We start from the raw sequence: 19,486 nt of genomic DNA, 5'->3' as shown, positions 1-19,486 counted from the left end.
TTGCTTAGACTGAACGTGGAAATAGTCGGTTCGTTCCGAAATTTGTTGAATTTCAGTATTTCATCATAGAACTATTATTATATATAATTGTTCTTTTAAAATACTTTAGGAAAAGAAAAGCCCGCATAAAGCGGGCTTTTTTATTTTCGTATACTACGAATTTTACTTAGCTGCAGCCACTCGTTGCACCGCAAGTGTCGCACTTGAGGCACGTTCCGTTGCGAACCATGGTAAAGTTCTGGCATTCGGTGCAGCTGTCGCCGGTATAGCCCTGCATCATCGACTTGATGCGGCGGTCGGCTTCCAGCTTCTTGGCGGCATTCGCACTTTCCGCGCGGGCAGAAGCAGCGTCTGCTGCAGCCTTATCCGAGAAAAGTTCGGTTGCTGTTGCCGATGTGCTTTCCTGCTGCTGTGCCGGAGCAGGTTGCTCTTCCAACTCCCGCTTGAAGGCGGTCGCACCATCCGTCACCAGACCGATTGTTGCGGGGCGATTGCCCGTCGGCGTGGTCGACTTCAAGGTTGTGACGTTGGAAGCCTGCGGCGCAGAATTTGTCGATCCCTTGGCTTCGTTAGTCGAGTTGGTCACCAGAGTGGGCTTGTAACCACGTGTCCAACCGGTCGAGACCAGATTGGTCTTACCTTCCTTGATACCCTTGCCAAGCGCCGTATTACCGAAATCGCTTGTGTCGACATGGGCGAGGTCATTGCGTCCGAGATAGGATACTGCCAGCTCACGGAAGACATAGTCGATGATCGACGTTGCGGTCTTGATGGCATCGTTGCCGATGACCATGCCTGCCGGTTCGAATTTCGTGAAAGTGAAGGCTTCCACATACTCCTCGAGCGGTACGCCGTACTGCAAGCCGAGTGATACGGCGATGGCGAAGTTGTTCATCATTGCACGGAAAGCAGCACCTTCCTTGTGCATATCGATGAAGATTTCACCGAGGCGTCCATTACCGAACTCGCCGGTGCGCAGATAGACCTTGTGACCGCCAACGACTGCCTTCTGCGTATAACCCTGACGACGGTTCGGCAGCTTTTCGCGCTCATGCACGATCTTTTCGACAACCTTTTCGACGATGCGCTCGGTTACCTGAACGGCGCGGGCTGCAGCGGGGGCTTCGATCAGTGCCTCGACTGCATCGTCTTCGTCCTCATCATCCGAGATGAGGGCGGCGTTGAGCGGCTGCGAAAGCTTGGAGCCGTCGCGATAAAGCGCATTGGCCTTGAGCGCCAGCTTCCAGGACAGCATATAGGCGTTCTTGCAGTCCTCGACGGTTGCGTCATTCGGCATGTTGATCGTCTTGGAGATCGCCCCCGAAATGAACGGCTGTGCGGCTGCCATCATGCGAATGTGGCTATCCACCGAGAGATAACGCTTGCCGATCTTGCCACAAGGATTGGCGCAATCGAACACGGCGTAGTGCTCTTCCTTGAGGAACGGCGCCCCTTCGAGGGTCATTGCGCCGCAAACATGGATGTTGGCAGCTTCGATGTCCTTCTTGGCGAAACCCAGCGCCGGGAGCATCTCGAACGAGAAATCGTTGAGCTGTTCATCGGTGAGCTTTAGCACGTCCTTGCAGAAGTCTTCGCCCAGCGTCCACTTGTTGAAAGCGAACTTGATGTCGAATGCGCTTTTGAGAGCAGCATTCAGGGCTTCGATCTTCTCGTCGGTGAAGCCCTTGGACTTCAAAGAAGACGGGTTGATGCCCGGAGCCTGATTGATGTTGCCGTGACCGACAGCATAGGCTTCGATTTCAGCGATCTGGCTTTCCGAATAGCCGAGCGTGCGGAGTGCTTCCGGTACGGCGCGGTTGATGATCTTGAAGTAACCGCCACCAGCGAGCTTCTTGAACTTCACCAGCGCAAAATCTGGCTCGATACCGGTCGTGTCGCAGTCCATGACGAGGCCGATCGTGCCGGTAGGCGCGATGACGGTGGACTGTGCATTGCGGTAGCCATGCTTTTCGCCAAGTTCCAGCGCCTTGTCCCAGGCAGCACGTGCATGGGTAATCATATCCTGATCCGGGCAATCCTCGGCAATCAGCGCCACCGGGTTGACGGCAAGGCCTTCATAGCCTTCGGTTTCACCATGGGCAGCGAGGCGGTGGTTGCGAATGACGCGCAACATATGCTCGGCGTTTGGCTCATAGCTCGGGAAGGTTCCGAGTTCCTTTGCCATTTCAGCGGAGGTGGCATAGGCCATACCGGTCATGATCGCCGTCAGCGCGCCACAAATTGCACGGCCTTCGTCGGAGTCATAAGGAATACCGGAAGTCATCAACAGGCCGCCAATATTGGCGTAGCCGAGGCCGAGCGTGCGGTATTCATAAGAAAGACGGGCGATTTCCTTCGACGGGAACTGCGCCATCATCACCGAGATTTCGAGAACGATGGTCCACAGGCGTGCCGTGTGCTCGTAAGCCGCAATATCGAATGAACCATCCTTGTTGCGATAGGTGAGCAGGTTGATCGACGCCAGATTGCAAGCCGTGTCGTCAAGGAACATGTATTCTGAGCACGGATTGGAAGCGCGGATCGGACCGGCGGTCGGGCAGGTGTGCCAATCGTTCATGGTCGTGTTGTAGTGCAGGCCCGGATCAGCGGACGCCCAGGCGGCGTAACCGATCTTTTCCCACAAATCGCGCGCCTTCAGCGTCTTCATGACGCGACCGTCGCGACGAGCTGTCAGGTTCCAGTCGCCGTCGTTTTCGACAGCGCGCAGGAATTCGTCCTTCAGCGAAACGGAATTGTTGGAGTTCTGGCCCGAAACAGTCAGATAGGCTTCCGAATCCCAGTCTGTATCGTAGGTCTTGAACTGAATGTCGGTGTAGCCCTGACGCGCGAACTGAATCACGCGCTTGACGTAGTTTTCCGGAACCTGGTTCTTCTTTGCGGCCTTGATTTCGCGCTTCAGGGCAGGGTTCTTCGCCGGATCGAAGCAATCATCATTGTCCGCTTCGCAGTTGACACAAGCCTTCATGATGGCGGTCAGATGCTGCTTGACGATCTTGGAACCGGTGACGAGCGAAGCAACCTTCTGCTCTTCCTTGACCTTCCAGTCGATATATTCCTCGATATCCGGATGATCGATGTCGACGACGACCATCTTGGCGGCGCGGCGGGTCGTGCCGCCCGACTTGATCGCACCTGCGGCGCGGTCGCCGATCTTCAGGAAGCTCATCAGACCGGAGGATTTGCCACCACCGGAAAGTTTTTCACCTTCGCCGCGCAGATAGCTGAAGTTGGAGCCCGTGCCGGAGCCATACTTGAACAGGCGTGCTTCACGGACCCACAGATCCATGATGCCGCCTTCATTGACGAGATCGTCGCCAACGGACTGAATGAAGCAGGCATGCGGCTGCGGATGTTCATAGGCCGACTTGGACTTGGTCAGTTTGCCGGTCTGCCAGTCGACATAGAAATGGCCCTGGCCGGGACCGTCGATGCCATAGGCCCAATGCAGGCCGGTGTTGAACCATTGCGGGCTGTTTGGAGCCACACGTTGGGTCGCGAGCATATAGGCAAGCTCGTCGCGGAAGGCGAGGGCATCTTCCTCAGAGGCGAAATAGCCACCCTTCCAGCCCCAATAGGTCCAGGTGCCTGCGAGACGGTCGAAAACCTGGCAGGCATCCATTTCGGAGCCGTAGCGCTCATTTTCAGGCAGCTTGGCAAGCGCGTCCTCGTCAGCGACCGAGCGCCACAGCCATGAGGGAACGTCGTTCTCCTCGATCTTCTTCAGCTGTGCGGGAACGCCAGCCTTGCGGAAGTACTTCTGTGCAAGAATGTCCGCGGCGACCTGGCTGAACTGCGCGGGCACATTGATGTTCTCAAGACGGAATACGATGGATCCATCGGGATTCTTGATCTCGCTGGTCGCAGTCCGGAACGCGATGTCCGCATAGGCCGACTGATTCTCTTTCGTGAAACGGCGTTCGATCTTCATCTGTCCCATCCAAACGTTCTATATATAGTAGCTCTAGTGACGGTTTTCAGCCACGGCCTGTCTGTATCGCGTCTCTGTCAAAACAGCTCTTCTGCGGGGAGGAGCGTCTTGTTGGGGAGAAAACTCCCGGAAATCCGCTTCCACCTCATCAAAGCCCACGAAAAAACACCTCAGGGGAGCTTAATTGCAACCTTGCTAGCGCGATCGCGATCAAAAATCGGCGGAACGAAAAATACCTTATCTTGTAAGAAGCATGAGCGCAAATACTAAATCTAGTGTTAACGCTGTTTCTGATCGATGTTGCATCTGCTTCTCCAGAGAAGGGCGAACCCAGAATTTGGGCGCAAGAAAGCACCGAGCGAAAACCGCACTTTCAAAGCGCAACGCTCGTTCGATACTCAACTTGACCGAAAAAAGGACCGGCAGATTACAACGCCCGATCACGCTACTTACGCAACGATAGTATCATAAAAAACGACTCGGCTTCGAGCGTCAAGCAATGGTTTGTTGTAACGCTCCAGCATCTAGATATTGTGCGTAACAGCTTGGGGCAAATGTGGATAACGGGGAGAAGCGACACTTTTGCGAACCAAGCCGGCTATGTGATTTGGGGAGCCTGGATAGCCGCTATTATTAGCAGTTAGAGGAACAAGCACGGCAGCGTCGACTGTCGAAAGAGAAAATCCCTGCAAAAGGATCGTAATCCGGGGGAATGTTGCATCGAAGACGGCTTGCGGGCTGCTTACTCCGCAGCAGCGGCAATTCCCGAATCACCAAAATGGTTCAGTAACTGCTTCAGTTCGGTCTCTTCGACGCGATTGGCCGCTTCCTGCGGCGACACCCATTCGCAGATGCGCTGATCCCGCTCAGGCCAGTCTTTCTCCTGCCCGGTGAACTGCACCGCGAATACCGCCGCCGTGAACTGGTTTATACGTTCAGGTGGCAGATCGGTCTTGCAGTAGCAGAAACTACCGATTGGTACTGGTGAGACCTCACCACGAATGCCTGCTTCTTCATAAGCTTCACGAAGAGCAGTATCTGCCAGAGTGCGACCAACTTGCGGCCAGCCTTTGGGGATGATCCAGCGGCCTGTACCGCGGCTCGTAATGACGAGAACCTTGAGGGTGCCCATGTCGCGACGATAGACAAGCGCCGCAACCTGCTGCAAACGACCGGAAGGCGTCAAAATACGCTTTTCGGTTGCAATCAGTTGTTTGGCCTGCGACTTCACCGCGAAAATCCCCTTTTTATCTATAGCATGATCCGATTCGCCAAAATAACAACTGATTAGTTAGGCAGCTGACCTTTGAAAATATTCAAAAAAGCTTTTATTTTAAAGGTATTACTAAAATTTCGGCAGGAGATGGCGGCTTTGAAAACGCTATCTGCCTCTAATCGGCGTTATTTCGATGCGCTTTCCATAAGGTGCGATTGCGGCGGAAATATCACCGCAATCGCGTTCGTTTGTTTTCGTTTCGCAGCGTTTTGATCTGGCGGATGTGAATCCGCCAGTTTTATCGGAAGTGCATTCGATGGATTTATGGCTTCAAGTCTGTCGGGCTTCAGCCGCGCTTGTCGCCTGCGATCGGTTCCTGATAGGTGAAGCCCATATCCCAAGGGAAATAGATCCAGGTGTCCTGAGACACTTCCGTTACGAAGGTATCGATCAGCGGACGGCCTTTCGGCTTGGCGTAAACAGTCGCAAAATGGGCCTTCGGCATCATTTCCCGCACGATGGCTGCGGTTTTGCCGGTGTCGGTCAGGTCGTCTACGACAATGACGCCTTCGCCGCCATTTTCCAGAAGTGTTTCGCTCACACCCTTGAGGATCTGCATGTCGCCTTGCGACGTGTAGTCGTGATAGGAGGCAATACAGACGGTTTCGATGAGACGAATGCCGAGTTCGCGGCAGACAATGGCTGCAGGGACCAGACCGCCACGCGTGATGGCAACAATTGCGTGCCAATCGCGATTCATACCGGCAATCCGCCAGGCGAGGGCGCGGGCATCACGGTGGAACTGATCCCATGAAACTGGGAAGGCTTTATCTGGCAAGGACATCGAAACGCTCCGTGGAACGATCCGGAGCTCGTTCTCCGGACCTTTAAAAACCAAAAATGCGCTATGACGGATTGCCAAGCGCTGTAACTGTCAGGATCTGCGGCTTTTCTTCGTCTGCGCCCTTTCAGGCGGGCGGCAAGAGAGGAAAAGGCTCTCCACCCGGCACAGTCAGCGCCGGGTGATGCTGATAACCGCAAAAATGGTGTTCTTGCAAGCGTGTCGTGTCATCACAGGCTAGTTGTCGGCCAGTTGTTGGCCAATTGCCGGATCAAACTGGCTTCAATCGTGTCTTCTAACGCGAGAAAAGCGTGAGAATGGGCAGCTCGTTCAGCATGGAGCGCGTCACTCCGCCAAAGACCAGTTCACGCAACCGGGAATGACTGTAAGCGCCCATCACGAAAAGATCAGCGCGTTCAGCGATGATATGTTCCCTCAACGCATCCTGCGCATAACGTCCGTTGGATGCCAGTGCTGTGGTCGTCACATCAATCCCATGCCGAGACAGTGATTCCGCAATATCGTGGCTCGCCAAAGCCTGATCCTCGCCTTCAATTTCCGGTGGATCGACCCAAACGATTTCCGTTCTGTCGGCATGTTTCATCAAGGGCAGGGCGTCGAAAGCGGCCCGGGCCGCTTCCCGCTTGCCGTTAAAGGCGACGACGATCCGGTCGAGCGAAACCATCTGCAGCACCGGTGCATAGGGAACCAGCAGAACAGGGCAGCTGGAATTGAAAACAATCGTATCGGCGGTTTCGTCGTTGGTGGCCGGATCGTCGGGGTCGGGTTGCCCGGCGATCAGCAATTCGGCTCCAAGACAAGCAGTCAGCACGCCATCAGCAGCGGTGCCGGTTTCGGATCGCGTGATGCGATATTCATAGTTGGTGCCCTGACGGCGCATCTCTTCCTCGAAGAGATGTTTCAGTCTTTCGGAAAGTTCCTTGTGCTGCTTGTCATGCAGTTCGAACATTCCCGGATCGATGAAGCCGTTCGGGTCGGCATAGACGATGGGCGAAGGGATTGAATAAAGCCCGATGACGTGAATATCGGGCACCTTCTGCTTTAGAAGTCCAACGGCGGACACAACCCGCTTCAACTCGGATTCACTGCGAGAATAGGCAACCACCGTCTTGTAGGACATGACCGAACTCCTTCCGGCTGTGTTTCTATTTTAGCATATAGTGCAACGAGTTGCGCGGGCAAAAGGTTGCAAAGGATTAAGCGGCACCTTTTGTTTCGAGCGACGAGATCATTTTTTCGATTGCATCAATTGCCGTATCGATTTTTTGAGGATCGCTCCCGCGGACGACAAGTTCCGTGCTGAAGCGCCCATTCTCGAATTTCGGATAGGAACCGATGATTGTGTCGGGGTTTTCTTTCTGGATTTCCGTCAGGCGCGCGCCAATCACGCCTTCGCCAAAAGGACAAAGCACTGATCTGGACAGAAGCTTGCGGCCGGTCTTCAGTGTCGGCAGTACATTGTCGAGCATTGCCTGAAACACGGAAGGCACGCCTGCCATCACATAGACATTGCCGATATGAAAGCCGGGTGCGGCGGAGATCGGGTTCGCTATATGCTCAGAACCTTGCGGCATACGCGCCATGCGCTTACGCGAGTCGGTGAATTCCAGCCCGCGCTTTGCATAATTGTCGCCAAGCAGTTTCATGGCTTTTTCGTCATAGATACAAGGCACGCCAAAGGCCGCAGAAACCGCATCGGCGGTGATGTCGTCATGGGTAGGGCCAATGCCACCGGACGTGAAAACATAGTCATAATGCGGTCGCAGTGCATTCAAAGCGGCGACGATGGCGATTTCTTCGTCCGGAACAATCCGTACTTCCTTGAGATCAATGCCCGCCGCTGTCAGGACATCGGCGAGATGTCCGATATTCTTGTCCTTGGTGCGGCCTGAGAGAAGCTCGTCGCCAATTGCCAGCATGGCTGCCTTGACGGCTTGCTGCGGATTGTTGGTCATATCCAGACTCCATTTTCTGGCATCAGTTAAGCGCCAGCAGGACAAGGCTGCAACTGCTTTATTGCAGCATTTTATTCGTGTGCGAGAAGTTGCGCCTTTCCAAAGAAGGCGGCTCCCCTAATTGAACCTGTCGAGGTTGGGACCTCACAAATCGGGATATGGAGACGTCACATGGTTAAAGTGCTGGTGCTGTATTATTCGGCCTATGGTCACATGGAGAAAATGGCCAAGGCGGCGGCTGAAGGTGCGCGCGAAGGCGGCGCGGAGGTCACGATCAAACGGGTGCCGGAACTGGTTCCGCCGGATGTCGCGAAAGCCTCGCACTATAAGATCGATCAGGATGCGCCGATTGCCACGCCGGCTGAACTCGCGGATTACGACGCCATCATCATCGGCACCGCTACCCGCTATGGCATGATGGCGGCTCAAATGAAGAATTTCCTCGACCAGACCGGCGGTCTCTGGGCAAAGGGTGCCCTCATTAACAAGGTCGGGTCGGTGATGGTTTCCACAGCCACGCAGCATGGTGGCGCGGAACTGGCGTTGATTTCCACACAGTGGCAGATGCAGCATCAGGGCATGATTATCGTCCCGCTTTCCTATGCCTATCAGGGGCAGATGGGAAATGATGTGGTGCGCGGCGGTGCTCCCTATGGGATGACGACAACTGCAGATGGCGACGGTTCGCGCCAGCCTTCGGAACAGGAACTGGACGGGGCGCGGTTTCAGGGCAAGCGTGTTGCGGAAATCACTGCCAAGCTGAACAGTTGAGTGGAGTAGCAGCTATTGAAAAGCCGCAGATTCAATCTGCGGCTTCTCTGAAAAAATAGTTAGAAAGATCAGTTAACTGTTTCTGTTTTATTATCTTTTTCAATAACATGATAAGTCATTTGCGGATAAGGGATGTTGATCCCGGCTTTGTCAAATTCGATCTTCACCGTTTTGATTGTGTGGCGCGACACCTGCGCATAATCGGCGCTGTTTATCCAGTAGTTGGCGCTGAGAACGACTGCACTGTCGCCCAGTTGCGATACGAAATAGGCCGGTGCGGGTGTTGAGAGAACACCTTTCTGATCTTCGACAATCTTCTTTATGATCGCGAAGGCCTGATCGATATTGTCTTCGTAGCCAATCCCCACCTTGAACTCGTGCATGCGGGTTTTCATGCGGCTGTAATTGGTGACGGGCGTATTCCAAAGAGAGGAATTGGGTGCCAGCACGTAAAGGCCATCAATGGTTTTGAGCTCCGTCGCAAACAAGCCGACGTCTTGCACGGTGCCGACGACGGTGCCTGCACTGATATATTCACCAACGCGAAATGGCCTGAGGACCAGAATCATGATGCCTGCTGCGATGTTCTGCAACGTACCTTGAAGGGCGAGGCCGATAGCAAGGCCAATGGCGCCTAGCGCTGCGAGAATGGACGCGGTCTGGACGCCAAACTGCCCGAGAACCATGACCAGAATAATGACGAGTATGCTGTAGCGGACGACAGCGCCGAAGAATCCGACCAGAGTCTGGTCGAAGCCGCGAATTTTCGACAGCGACTGTATGGTCCATTTTTGAAGGATTCCGGCCAGTATCCAGCCGACGCAAAGGATAATCAGCGCACCGAGTGTGGAGACTGAATATCGTATGAGAAGGTCGTACATCTGGAGAACGAATGCGTTTGTATTTGCGATCAACTGTGTGGCTTGCTCTTCCATTGTTCCGTCTGCATCTGTTTCGAGTAGGGGAAAACTGGAGGATAGGGCAGCAAATTGTCAAGGCGAGGTTGCCTGGAGCGGATATGGGAAAACTGAGCGCAAAAGGAGGAGGTGGTGCGGTCGGCGGGACTTGAACCCGCAAGTCTAAAAGACGACGGATTTTAAGTCCGTTGCGTATACCAATTTCGCCACGACCGCAGCAATTACCCACGTCTATGTCATGATTTGTGTCACGAATTCAAGCCACAAAGCCTGTTAACATCAACAGTTAGTATTGCCGAATATATGCTTACTCTAAATCGTTGATTTGGCGACCTGACGAGCTTCAACCTTGTCTGCATTGTCAAACCCATGTAGCCATGGGCGGAAATCCAGCAGGAAATGCAGAAAGTCGAATAATGACCGCCTTCGTCAAATCCGTATCCGAGGCCGAAAAGGCAATGCGCGCGCTGTTTCCTGAAACGCCGCTGCAGCTCAACGATTACCTTTCACGGAAGTACGGTGCGGAAATTTGGCTCAAGCGCGAAGATCTCACACCGGTTCGATCCTACAAGATTCGTGGCGCTTTCAACTTCATCTCCAAGGCGGTCGAAACGACCGACAAGAATGCGGTGTTCGTTTGCGCTTCCGCAGGCAATCATGCGCAGGGCTTTGCATTCGTCTGCCGCCATTTTGGCCGCAAGGGTGTCGTTTTCATGCCGGTTACGACGCCGCAGCAGAAAATCGACAAGACCCGCGCTTTTGGCGGCGAATTCATTGAAATTAAGCTGGTGGGCGATATTTTCGACGTTTGCTATGCCGCGTCGCAGGAGTTTGCCGCAAGCCAGAAAGGCGTGATGGTGCCGCCTTTCGATCATCCCGGTATCGTTGAGGGGCAGGCGACGGTAGCGCTTGAGATCGAGCGGCAGTTGCCGGAGGGAAAGAAGCCCGACTTTATTCTGCTGCCTGTCGGTGGCGGCGGATTGTCCGGCGGCGTTACGCAATATGTTTCAGATCTGGGCTGGAAGACGAGTTTCCGCTTTATCGAGCCACAGGGCGCAGCGAGCCTGAAAGGGAGCCTTGAAGCAGGCAAGCGTATCAAACTTACGCATGTCGACAATTTCGTCGATGGTGCAGCTGTTGCCGAGATAGGAAAAGAAAATTTCAAACTTCTCAAAGGGTTCGATCCGAAAACTGTTATAACTGTTCCGGAAAACCGGCTTTGCGCAACAATCATCGAAATGCTTAATATTGAGGGCGTTGTGCTTGAACCAGCGGGCGCGCTCGGCATTGATGCGCTGAAGGATTTCAAGAAGAGCGACCTCAAAGGTAAGCGCATCGTCATTGTTGTTTCGGGCGGCAATTTCGATTTCGAACGCCTGCCGGATGTTCGTGAGCGTGCACTGCGCTTCGAAGGTTTGAAGAAATATTTCATCTTCCGCTTCCCGCAAAGGCCGGGCGCGCTTCGCTCGTTTCTTGATCTTCTGGGACCTGAAGATGATATTGCGCGTTTCGAATATCTGAAGAAATCTGCGCGTAATTTCGGTTCAGTTCTGATCGGCATCGAAACGAAGAACGCAGCGAACTTCAAGCTTCTGGAAAAGAAATTCGCAGAAGCCGGTTGGGCCTATCAGGACATAACGGACAATCAGGTGCTCGCTGATTTCATCATCTGATTTCGGTGCCTTAAGCGAAATCAGTTGCTTTTTGGACGAAAACACCCCATATGCCGCGTCAGGCGCATGGGCCGACGTGTTCGTCGGCTTTCCCGGCATTGGACTTGTTGCGTCTCGCCTCTGTCTCCCGGAATGGTCCGGAAGCGGGGAGACCCGAGAAAATGTTCGGGCACGGCAGCGCAAGTCGCCTGGAGTTTACAAGCTTCGGCGTCCTGTCGTTATCATTGAACAGATAGAGTTCGGCAAGTTGCGCTTGACCGGCATTTGTATGCGGACCATGACATCATGGTGCCGCCGAAAGAGATTGAATTGACAAAAGAAATTACGGGCGGCTTTGCCGCTCTCGGCGTTACCGGCATTTTGCTCAAGGGCGTCGAAGCCGCTGGCATGACCGAGCCGAAGCCGATCCAGTTGCAGGCGATTCCACACCAGCTTGAAGGCCGCGATATTCTTGGTATCGCGCAGACGGGCTCCGGCAAGACCGCAGCTTTCAGCCTGCCGATCCTGCAGAAGATCATCGGCCTTGGCGACAAGCGCCGTCCAAAAACTGCACGCGCGCTGATCCTGGCACCAACGCGTGAACTCGCCGTGCAAATTGAACAGACGATCCGCAATGTTTCCAAACACGCGCATATCTCGACAGCGCTTGTGTTGGGCGGCGTTTCCAAGCTGTCCCAGATCAAGCGCATCGCACCGGGCATCGACGTTCTGATCGCCACGCCTGGTCGTTTGACCGATCTGATGCGTGACGGTCTGGTAGACCTTTCGCAGACGCGTTGGCTCGTCCTCGACGAAGCGGACCGTATGCTGGACATGGGCTTCATCAACGATGTGAAGCGCATTGCAAAAGCGACGCATTCCGATCGTCAGACCGCGCTGTTTTCGGCCACCATGCCGAAGGAAATCGCGTCGCTGGCAGGAAGCTTGCTGCGTGATCCGGTTCGTGTGGAAGTCGCTCCGCAGGGAACGACGGCTGCTGAAATCACGCAGGTTGTGCATCCTGTGCACACCAAGGAGAAGCGCCGTCTTCTTTCCGCGCTGCTGGGTGACAAGGCTATGCGTTCGGTCATCGTCTTCACCCGTACGAAACATGGTGCCGATGCAGTCGTCCGTCATCTGGAACGCGATGGCTATGAAGTCGCTGCCATCCACGGCAACAAGTCGCAGAATGCACGTCAGCGCGCGCTGAACGGATTCCGTGATGGATCGCTGCGGATTCTGATCGCAACCGACATTGCTGCACGCGGCATCGACGTGCCGGGTATCAGCCACGTCGTGAACTACGATCTGCCTGACGAGCCGGAAACCTATGTGCACCGTATTGGCCGTACCGGCCGTAATGGCGCTAGCGGCGCATCGATCACGCTCTATGATCCGGCAGCGGAAGAATCCAAGCTGAGAGCGGTTGAGCGTGTGACGCGTAACAAGCTTCCGATCAAGGATGCACCTGTGGAGCTTGCACCTGCTCCGGCACCGCGCGCAGCGGCTCCGGGCGAACGCCCACAGAAGACCCAGCATCGCAAGGGCGGAACGGCGCAGAAGCCGCGTCGTGCAGCCCCGAAGTCAGGCGACCATCGTACAGGCGGTCACGCAGCAGGTGAAGCCGCTCCGAAAGCGAAGCGTCCGTTCCGCCGCAAGCGCCGCAATGCCAACGGCGATGGCGGACAGCGCGCAGCGTAAGCTTGCCTTGAATATTTTTTCAAAAAGCCGCCCATTTCGGGCGGCTTTTCTATTTATGAGCGTAGGATGGGTTTCAATTTGCGTAATGGCTTGGAAAAATATTCCATGCTTGCTTGAAGGGCAGGGCCGTTCCTCATAATTTCCTCTTCAAAACAGGAAGGACGGAAGCCATGTTCCAATCGGTGCTCGACGCAATCGGCAATACGCCATTGATCCATTTGAAAAAGGCTTCCGAACTGACCGGCTGCGCAATTTATGGCAAGGCCGAGTTTCTCAATCCCGGACAGTCGGTGAAGGACCGCGCAGCGCTCTATATTATTCGCGATGCCGAAAAGCGCGGGCTTCTGAAACCCGGTGGTGTCATCGTTGAAGGTACGGCCGGCAATACCGGCATCGGCCTCACGATGGTCGCGAAAGCGCTTGGCTATCGGACAGTTATCGTTATTCCCGAAACGCAAAGCCAGGAAAAGAAGGACGCGCTGCGCCTGCTTGGCGCCGAACTGATTGAAGTTCCAGCTGCCCCCTATCGCAACCCGAACAATTATGTGCGTCTGTCGGGACGATTGGCCGAACAACTTGCCAGAAGCGAGCCGAACGGCGCGGTCTGGGCCAATCAATTCGATAATCCGATCAACCGGCAGGCCCATATCGAAACAACGGCGCAGGAAATCTGGCGGGATACTGACGGCAAGGTGGACGGGTTTGTCGCCGCTGTTGGATCGGGTGGAACGCTTGTCGGCACCGCATTCGGTCTGAAGGACCACAATGCCGATATCAAGATCGCACTTGCCGATCCATATGGAGCTGCACTCCATTCCTTCTATACGACAGGCGAGCTGAAAGCCGAAGGCGACTCGATCACCGAAGGCATCGGGCAGGGGCGTGTCACCGCCAATCTTGAGGGGTTCACCCCCGATTTCTCTTATCGCCTCTCCGACGCGGAGGCGCTCGATATCGTTTTCGATCTCGTGGAAAATGAGGGACTTTGCCTCGGTGGTTCTTCGGGTATCAATATTGCAGGCGCAATCCGGCTTGCAAAAGATCTCGGGCCGGGCCACACAATTGTGACGGTGCTTTGCGACTATGGTAATCGTTACCAGTCCAAGCTGTTCAATCCTGCTTTCCTGCGTGGCAAGAACCTGCCAGTGCCGGGATGGCTGGAAAGGAAGACCGAGATAGACATACCGTTCGAGGGATAATCATGGCATACGAGACCGAAGCGCTTTTCCGCGAAGATTCCTATCTTTCAACGGCGGAGGGCACGGTACTCGCCATTACCGAGACGGGCGGGATTATTCTCGACCAGACAAACTTCTATGCGACCTCCGGCGGCCAACCGGGGGATATCGGCTTTCTCGAGCGCGCGGATGGTTCTCGTATCGAGATTTCGGCAACCGTTACGGGCGAAAACAAGAACGAAATCATTCATGTTCCGGCAGAAGGACAGGCTTCGCCCACTGTCGGTGAAAAGCTGGTCCTGCATCTTGACTGGCCGCGTCGCTACAAGCTGATGCGGATGCATACGGCCTGCCACCTGCTTTCCGTTGTCTGCCCGTTTCCGATTACCGGCGCTGCGGTGGGCGAGGATGAAAGTCGCGTTGATTTCGATCTTCCCGATCCGAGCTACACCAAGGAATTCGTGACCGAAAGGCTCATGGAGCGGGTGAATGCCAATGACGCGGTTGCCATTCGCTGGATCAGCGATGAAGAATTCCTTGCAAATCCGGATATCGTAAAGTCGAAGAATGTGCGTCCTCCAGTGGGGCTCGGTCGCATACGCCTTGTTCTTATCGGTGAAAACGGCGTGGTGGATTCGCAACCTTGCGGTGGTACGCACGTTTCCGAAACGCAGGAAGTGGGTGAAATCCACATCGGCAAGATCGAGAAAAAGGGCAAGGAAAACCGCCGGTTCCGCATTCGCTTTGGCCCCTTGCCAGAAGCCTGAACCCATTGTTTTCTGCGTGTTTCCCGGTTTTACGAAACATGCTTGAGGAGTGTTTACCCATGGTAGAGAAAAGCGCCTTCGTCGTTTCACGGGACTGGTTGAAAGAACGGCTCGGCAAGCCGGGCATCGCGATTGTCGATGCCTCCTGGTATCTCCCGGCTGCTGGACGCAACGGGCAGGAAGAATACAACGCTGCACATATTTCAGGCGCTGTGTTCTTCGATCAGGACAAGATTGCCGACAAGGAATCCGGTCTGCCGCACACCCTGCCGTCGCCAGAGCTTTTTGCGCAGCATGTCGGTGCCATGGGAATTACGGCTGATGAGACAGTTGTTGTCTATGACGGAGTCGGCATGTTTTCCGCACCGCGCGTCTGGTGGATGTTCCGCGTGATGGGTGTGAAGAATGTCTATGTACTTGATGGCGGCTTCGACGGCTGGAAAAAGGCTGGTTATCCGGTGACCGAAGAAGCTACGAAGATTGCGCCAACGCTGTTCACGCCATCATTCGACGAGGCCGCAGTGGTCGATTTCGTGCAGATGCGCGAAATCGTGGACGAGCGAGGCTCGCAGATCGCCGATGCACGCGCAGCCGGGCGCTTCACCGGACGCGATGCCGAGCCACGGGCAGGCATGCGTTCCGGCCATATGCCCGGTGCACGCAACGTTCCCGTTGGCACTTTGTCTGAAAACGGTGAGCTAAAGGACCTTGCAAGCCTGCGCAAGATTTTCGACGAGGCCGGTGTTGATCTCTCACAACCGGTCGTTACGAGCTGTGGCTCTGGTGTGACCGCAGCGGTCATCATGCTTGCACTGGCGTCGGTCGGCCACAAGGATAATCGTCTATACGACGGTTCCTGGAGTGAATGGGGAAGCAGGCAGGATACACCAGTTGTCACCGGTGAAGCTGAATAAGCATGACCGGAAAACTGACCGCCCGCATCACCCACCTGGAAATGTCTGCCCGTCAGGCAGTTCAGGTGCCGGTGCCGTCTGGTATCCGCCTCGCTATAATGCGCGCGGGTGCCATGCCGGTCCATTACTACCGCTATCTCTATGAACAGATCGGGCGTAAGCATCACTGGATGATGCGCCGTGTTCAGACGGATGCGGAAGTTGCAGCCGTAATTCATGCAGATACGACTGAAATCCACGTTCTTTATGCAGAAGGCTGTCCCGCTGGATTTGTCGAACTCGACTTGACCGCTTTGCCGGAGGCTGCCGAGATTGTCTATTTCGGTCTCATCGATGATTTTCAGGGGCGGGGTCTCGGAAAATTTTTCCTGAGTGAGGCCATTTCCGCAGCCTGGGCGCATGGACCGGAAAAGGTGACGATCCATACCAATACGCTCGACAGCCCACGAGCTCTGCAACTCTATCAGAAAATGGGATTCGTGCCGGTCGGTTGGTCCGAAGAGGTAATAGAACCCTGGGAATGAAGCGCGGCGCTATCCGCGCGCCACTTCCCGAGCACTTACGATAGAAACGACAGATGCGCTGGCAAGGCGCCCACTTTCTTCGTCGAAAACCACGCAATTGCGTCCGCGCTGCTTCGCAATATAGAGGCAGCGATCAGCGCGGCTGAGTACCTGCGAGTTCGTCTCATTTTTCGGCGCAGAGGCAACACCGATACTGATCGTCAACGGATAGACCTGATACTCCGTTGTGTGAAACGGCGTATTTTCTACTTCTGCGCGTATGCGCTGTGCAACCCGCATACCGGTCTCTCCACTGGCGCCCGGCAGAAAAACGCAGAATTCTTCCCCACCGATACGGCCGACGAGATCGCCTTTTCGCGTCACATTCTGAAGCGCGAATGCGATCAGCTTCAATGCGCGGTCGCCGACGCCGTGGCCAAACGTATCGTTGATCGCCTTGAAATGGTCGGCATCGATAACGAGCAAGGTGCCGGTTTCGATGCGGGAGCGGCTAATCTTCATGGCTTCGAACAACGCTTCACGATTGAGAAGACCAGTCATGTGGTCAATCCGTGACCGTGCCTGCAGTTCGACATGCGCTTTTTCAAGCTGGAGATATGCGTCTTGCAACTTGCTATGTTGATGAAAAATATAGGCAAGGGAAGGGAAGGCCGTGGCTGCGGGAATGCCCGCGCTGAGGCCGAGCGCGACGATGCCAGGCGTGACGCCAGAAGTAAACGCCACTATCGAGGTTGCCCCGAGAGAGAACAACACGACAGACAACGTTATCAAGGCTGCTTTTAGTAGAGCAGTCTTCTTCATTTCCTCGCGCTCCCAACCCTGAGTGAGGATGATCTACGACCCGCGCCTGATCCCTATTAAGAACGGGCATTTATTTTGTGGGCCTTATAAAAGGAACGCCGGAGAGGGGAAAGATACCACCATGCGCTTCTTGCAATTTTTTGTCTATGAGTGCCATTATTGACACAATCACAGGTAGCATAGCGAATATATGTTACGAGGAAATGTAATTAAGCACAACTATGTTTAAAAGAACCGTCTCAACGAGACATAAATCGTAAGTGGCTAATATAAGTCAGGAAATACACTGGGTAAGGCATTGTAACGAATCCCGGAGCGGCCTGACACTCCGGGATTTTGGCCGGGATTTCGCCGGCATTATGACTGCTGATGGCTTGAATCAGAAGACCGCCAAATATTTCAGAAGCGAAATGATGCCAATAATGATCACGATAACTTGAGCGATCTGTTTGACCTTGGCATCCAGAGGCAGCATGTTGATGAGATAAAGTACGAGGAAGATAACAAGAATTGTTATCAGAAGGCTGATGAGGATGGACATAGGCGGTCTGATCCTTCCCGGAACTTGGGGTTGCGTTGCCTAACCGACGACCGTTCCTCGACGCCGCCGATTGAGCCCGTTCAAACCGAAAGAAAGAGCAGGGCTCTTGCTAGCGGCACATCGTCTCCAATCCAAAAACGATGTGCCGGTTAACGTTCCAAGGAAAAGAAGGTTCCGCTTTGTAAGCAATAACTTAAATCAAGCTGGCACCGAACAGTGCAAGATTTTTCAGATACTCAGCTACGCATGCTGCCCGTCTCGCGGCGGCGCTGATGCCAGCTGAAAGCCTCTTCAATTAGATGAGGCGTATGCCCGCCACGTGCGCAAGCGCGGTCGAAATAATCGTTGAGTTGTGGGCGATAATCCGGGTGCGCACAGTTGTCGATGATGACACGGGCCCGCTCACGAGGGGCGAGGCCGCGCAGATCGGCAAGGCCCTGTTCCGTTACCAGAATGTCCACGTCATGCTCCGTATGGTCGACATGCGTGACCATCGGAACGACGGACGATATCGCGCCGTTCTTGGCTTCGGATTTGGTCACGAAGATCGAGATGAAGGCGTTACGGGCAAAGTCGCCTGAACCGCCAATCCCGTTCATCATATGTGTGCCGTCGACATGCGTGGAATTCACATTGCCATAAATGTCGAATTCGAGCGCGGTATTGATACCGATAATGCCGAGACGACGGATGACTTCCGGGTGGTTGCTGATTTCCTGCGGGCGCAGAATAAGCTTGTCGCGGTAACGGTCGATATTGTTGAAGACACGCTCTCCACAGGCGGGGCTGAGCGTGATCGATGATCCTGATGCAAAGTCGAGCTTTCCGGCATCGAACAGGTCGAAGGTGCTGTCCTGCAGCACTTCGCTATACATGCGCAGATTGTGGAACGGGCTATCGGCAAAACCGTTCAATACGGCATTGGCAATGGTGCCGATGCCAGCCTGAAGCGGATTGAGCGTCAGATCAAGACGTCCGGCAGCGACTTCCTGCATCAGAAATTCAATCAGATGGCCCGCAATGGCTATTGTTTCACCGTCGGCCGGTTCCACGGTCGAGGCGCTGTCATTTTCCTGCGTGATGACGATGCCTGCGATCTTTTCCGGTGGGATCGGGATATAGGGCAGGCCGACGCGGCTGTCGCACGCCGTGACCGGTATAGGGTCGCGGGAAGGGCGCTTCGTTGGAATATAGATGTCGTGCAGACCTTCAAGCGCCATAGGCTGATTAAGGTTCACTTCAACGATGACCTTATCGGCCAGAATGGCAAAACTTGCCGAATTGCCGATCGATGTCGTGGGAATGATTCCGCCGCTCTCGGTGATGGCAAGAGCCTCGACCACGGCGTAGTCGATAGGACCGATCTGGTTTGAGCGCAATTGCTCTACAGTTTCGGAAAGATGCTGGTCGATGAACATCACTTCGCCGCGATTGATCGCGGCACGCAGGGTTCTGTCGACCTGAAACGGCATGCGCCGCGAAAGCACGTGTGCTTCTGTAAGAATCTTGTCGACGTCGTGGCCGAGGGAAGCGCCAGTAATCAGCGTGATCTTGAAGGGATCTGTCGCAGCACGGGCAGCCATGGCAACGGGTACAGCCTTGGCGTCGCCAGCGCGGGTAAATCCACTCATGCCGACGACCATACCGTCCTGGATAAGGCTCGCGGCCTGTTCAGCGGTAATGATCTTGTCTCGAAGCGAAGTGTTTCGAATACGTGCTTCCAACATCTTTAAATCTA

At 54.6% G+C, this 19,486-nt stretch carries 16 protein-coding genes and 1 tRNA gene; 7 read left to right on the top strand and 10 right to left on the bottom strand.

Annotated elements, in window-relative coordinates:
- Positions 1-166 precede the first annotated feature (166 nt).
- The 5 genes from OHI65_RS15805 to OHI65_RS15785 all read right to left on the bottom strand — a co-directional run bounded on the left by OHI65_RS15805 (position 167) and on the right by OHI65_RS15785 (position 7,982).
- A complete protein-coding gene (locus OHI65_RS15805) occupies positions 167-3,949 on the bottom strand; it encodes a vitamin B12-dependent ribonucleotide reductase (protein ID WP_125300243.1) in 3,783 nt (1,260 codons plus the stop codon).
- 742 nt (positions 3,950-4,691) lie between these two features.
- Positions 4,692-5,180: an NUDIX hydrolase gene (locus OHI65_RS15800; RefSeq protein ID WP_012092032.1), complete on the bottom strand. Its 489-nt coding sequence runs from the start codon at positions 5,178-5,180 to the stop codon at positions 4,692-4,694.
- 331 nt (positions 5,181-5,511) lie between these two features.
- Positions 5,512-6,009: a xanthine phosphoribosyltransferase gene (gene gpt / locus OHI65_RS15795; RefSeq protein WP_012092033.1), complete on the bottom strand. Its 498-nt coding sequence runs from the start codon at positions 6,007-6,009 to the stop codon at positions 5,512-5,514.
- A 292-nt stretch (positions 6,010-6,301) separates the two neighbouring features.
- Positions 6,302-7,147, bottom strand: a complete 846-nt coding sequence (locus tag OHI65_RS15790; RefSeq protein ID WP_125300244.1) for a universal stress protein — start codon at positions 7,145-7,147, stop codon at positions 6,302-6,304.
- A 76-nt stretch (positions 7,148-7,223) separates the two neighbouring features.
- On the bottom strand, positions 7,224-7,982 hold the full coding sequence (locus OHI65_RS15785) for a competence/damage-inducible protein A (protein WP_125300245.1): 759 nt from the start codon (positions 7,980-7,982) through the stop codon (positions 7,224-7,226).
- A gap of 171 nt (positions 7,983-8,153) precedes the next feature.
- Here OHI65_RS15785 and wrbA point away from each other — a divergent pair, with 171 nt between their 5' ends.
- Complete coding sequence (gene wrbA / locus OHI65_RS15780) at positions 8,154-8,753, top strand: NAD(P)H:quinone oxidoreductase type IV (protein ID WP_010660082.1); 600 nt, start codon at positions 8,154-8,156, stop codon at positions 8,751-8,753.
- A 68-nt stretch (positions 8,754-8,821) separates the two neighbouring features.
- On the opposite strand, the gene OHI65_RS15775 is transcribed toward wrbA, so the two are convergent.
- Positions 8,822-9,688, bottom strand: a complete 867-nt coding sequence (locus OHI65_RS15775) for a mechanosensitive ion channel family protein (RefSeq protein WP_012092036.1) — start codon at positions 9,686-9,688, stop codon at positions 8,822-8,824.
- Between the two features lie 112 nt (positions 9,689-9,800).
- Positions 9,801-9,886, bottom strand: a tRNA-Leu gene (locus OHI65_RS15770).
- A gap of 197 nt (positions 9,887-10,083) precedes the next feature.
- On the opposite strand from OHI65_RS15770, the gene ilvA reads away from it, so the two are divergent.
- The 6 genes from ilvA to OHI65_RS15740 all read left to right on the top strand — a co-directional run bounded on the left by ilvA (position 10,084) and on the right by OHI65_RS15740 (position 16,406).
- The gene (gene ilvA, locus OHI65_RS15765; protein ID WP_029376102.1) at positions 10,084-11,343 is read left to right on the top strand and encodes a threonine ammonia-lyase IlvA; all 1,260 of its coding nucleotides are present in this window, start codon (positions 10,084-10,086) and stop codon (positions 11,341-11,343) included.
- A 285-nt stretch (positions 11,344-11,628) separates the two neighbouring features.
- Positions 11,629-13,023, top strand: a complete 1,395-nt coding sequence (locus OHI65_RS15760) for a DEAD/DEAH box helicase (protein WP_185757962.1) — start codon at positions 11,629-11,631, stop codon at positions 13,021-13,023.
- Between the two features lie 170 nt (positions 13,024-13,193).
- Positions 13,194-14,222, top strand: coding sequence for a cysteine synthase A (locus OHI65_RS15755; RefSeq protein WP_125300246.1), 1,029 nt, complete (start codon positions 13,194-13,196; stop codon positions 14,220-14,222).
- A gap of 2 nt (positions 14,223-14,224) precedes the next feature.
- Complete coding sequence (locus OHI65_RS15750) at positions 14,225-14,968, top strand: alanyl-tRNA editing protein (protein ID WP_125300247.1); 744 nt, start codon at positions 14,225-14,227, stop codon at positions 14,966-14,968.
- Between the two features lie 59 nt (positions 14,969-15,027).
- A complete protein-coding gene (sseA, locus tag OHI65_RS15745; protein WP_125300248.1) occupies positions 15,028-15,882 on the top strand; it encodes a 3-mercaptopyruvate sulfurtransferase in 855 nt (284 codons plus the stop codon).
- Positions 15,883-15,884: 2 nt separating this feature from the next.
- Complete coding sequence (locus OHI65_RS15740; protein WP_125300249.1) at positions 15,885-16,406, top strand: GNAT family N-acetyltransferase; 522 nt, start codon at positions 15,885-15,887, stop codon at positions 16,404-16,406.
- Positions 16,407-16,415: 9 nt separating this feature from the next.
- Here OHI65_RS15740 and OHI65_RS15735 read toward each other — a convergent pair whose 3' ends face one another.
- The 3 genes from OHI65_RS15735 to OHI65_RS15725 all read right to left on the bottom strand — a co-directional run bounded on the left by OHI65_RS15735 (position 16,416) and on the right by OHI65_RS15725 (position 19,475).
- Complete coding sequence (locus tag OHI65_RS15735) at positions 16,416-17,207, bottom strand: GGDEF domain-containing protein (RefSeq protein WP_012092042.1); 792 nt, start codon at positions 17,205-17,207, stop codon at positions 16,416-16,418.
- A gap of 379 nt (positions 17,208-17,586) precedes the next feature.
- The gene (locus tag OHI65_RS15730; protein WP_010660091.1) at positions 17,587-17,748 is read right to left on the bottom strand and encodes a Thivi_2564 family membrane protein; all 162 of its coding nucleotides are present in this window, start codon (positions 17,746-17,748) and stop codon (positions 17,587-17,589) included.
- Between the two features lie 236 nt (positions 17,749-17,984).
- Positions 17,985-19,475, bottom strand: a complete 1,491-nt coding sequence (locus OHI65_RS15725; RefSeq protein WP_040129276.1) for an acetyl-CoA hydrolase/transferase family protein — start codon at positions 19,473-19,475, stop codon at positions 17,985-17,987.
- Positions 19,476-19,486 lie beyond the last annotated feature (11 nt).

Source organism: Brucella sp. MAB-22 (assembly GCF_025908475.1).
GTDB classification, from domain to species: Bacteria; Pseudomonadota; Alphaproteobacteria; order Rhizobiales; family Rhizobiaceae; genus Brucella; species Brucella anthropi.
The sequence above is the reverse complement of the archived record's forward strand: the minus strand, read 5'-3'. Positions and strand labels throughout refer to the sequence as shown.

Bases quoted from the DNA above. Each gene is read 5' to 3' on its own strand.
- OHI65_RS15805 (WP_125300243.1), bottom strand. From the start codon at position 3,949: ATGAAGATCGAACGCCGTTTCACGAAAGAGAATCAGTCGGCCTATGCG.
- gpt (WP_012092033.1), bottom strand. From the start codon at position 6,009: ATGTCCTTGCCAGATAAAGCCTTCCCAGTTTCATGGGATCAGTTCCAC.
- OHI65_RS15790 (WP_125300244.1), bottom strand. From the start codon at position 7,147: ATGTCCTACAAGACGGTGGTTGCCTATTCTCGCAGTGAATCCGAGTTG.
- OHI65_RS15785 (WP_125300245.1), bottom strand. From the start codon at position 7,982: ATGACCAACAATCCGCAGCAAGCCGTCAAGGCAGCCATGCTGGCAATT.
- wrbA (WP_010660082.1), top strand. From the start codon at position 8,154: ATGGTTAAAGTGCTGGTGCTGTATTATTCGGCCTATGGTCACATGGAG.
- OHI65_RS15775 (WP_012092036.1), bottom strand. From the start codon at position 9,688: ATGGAAGAGCAAGCCACACAGTTGATCGCAAATACAAACGCATTCGTT.
- OHI65_RS15760 (WP_185757962.1), top strand. From the start codon at position 11,629: ATGGTGCCGCCGAAAGAGATTGAATTGACAAAAGAAATTACGGGCGGC.
- OHI65_RS15755 (WP_125300246.1), top strand. From the start codon at position 13,194: ATGTTCCAATCGGTGCTCGACGCAATCGGCAATACGCCATTGATCCAT.
- OHI65_RS15750 (WP_125300247.1), top strand. From the start codon at position 14,225: ATGGCATACGAGACCGAAGCGCTTTTCCGCGAAGATTCCTATCTTTCA.
- sseA (WP_125300248.1), top strand. From the start codon at position 15,028: ATGGTAGAGAAAAGCGCCTTCGTCGTTTCACGGGACTGGTTGAAAGAA.
- OHI65_RS15740 (WP_125300249.1), top strand. From the start codon at position 15,885: ATGACCGGAAAACTGACCGCCCGCATCACCCACCTGGAAATGTCTGCC.
- OHI65_RS15735 (WP_012092042.1), bottom strand. From the start codon at position 17,207: ATGAAGAAGACTGCTCTACTAAAAGCAGCCTTGATAACGTTGTCTGTC.
- OHI65_RS15730 (WP_010660091.1), bottom strand. From the start codon at position 17,748: ATGTCCATCCTCATCAGCCTTCTGATAACAATTCTTGTTATCTTCCTC.
- OHI65_RS15725 (WP_040129276.1), bottom strand. From the start codon at position 19,475: ATGTTGGAAGCACGTATTCGAAACACTTCGCTTCGAGACAAGATCATT.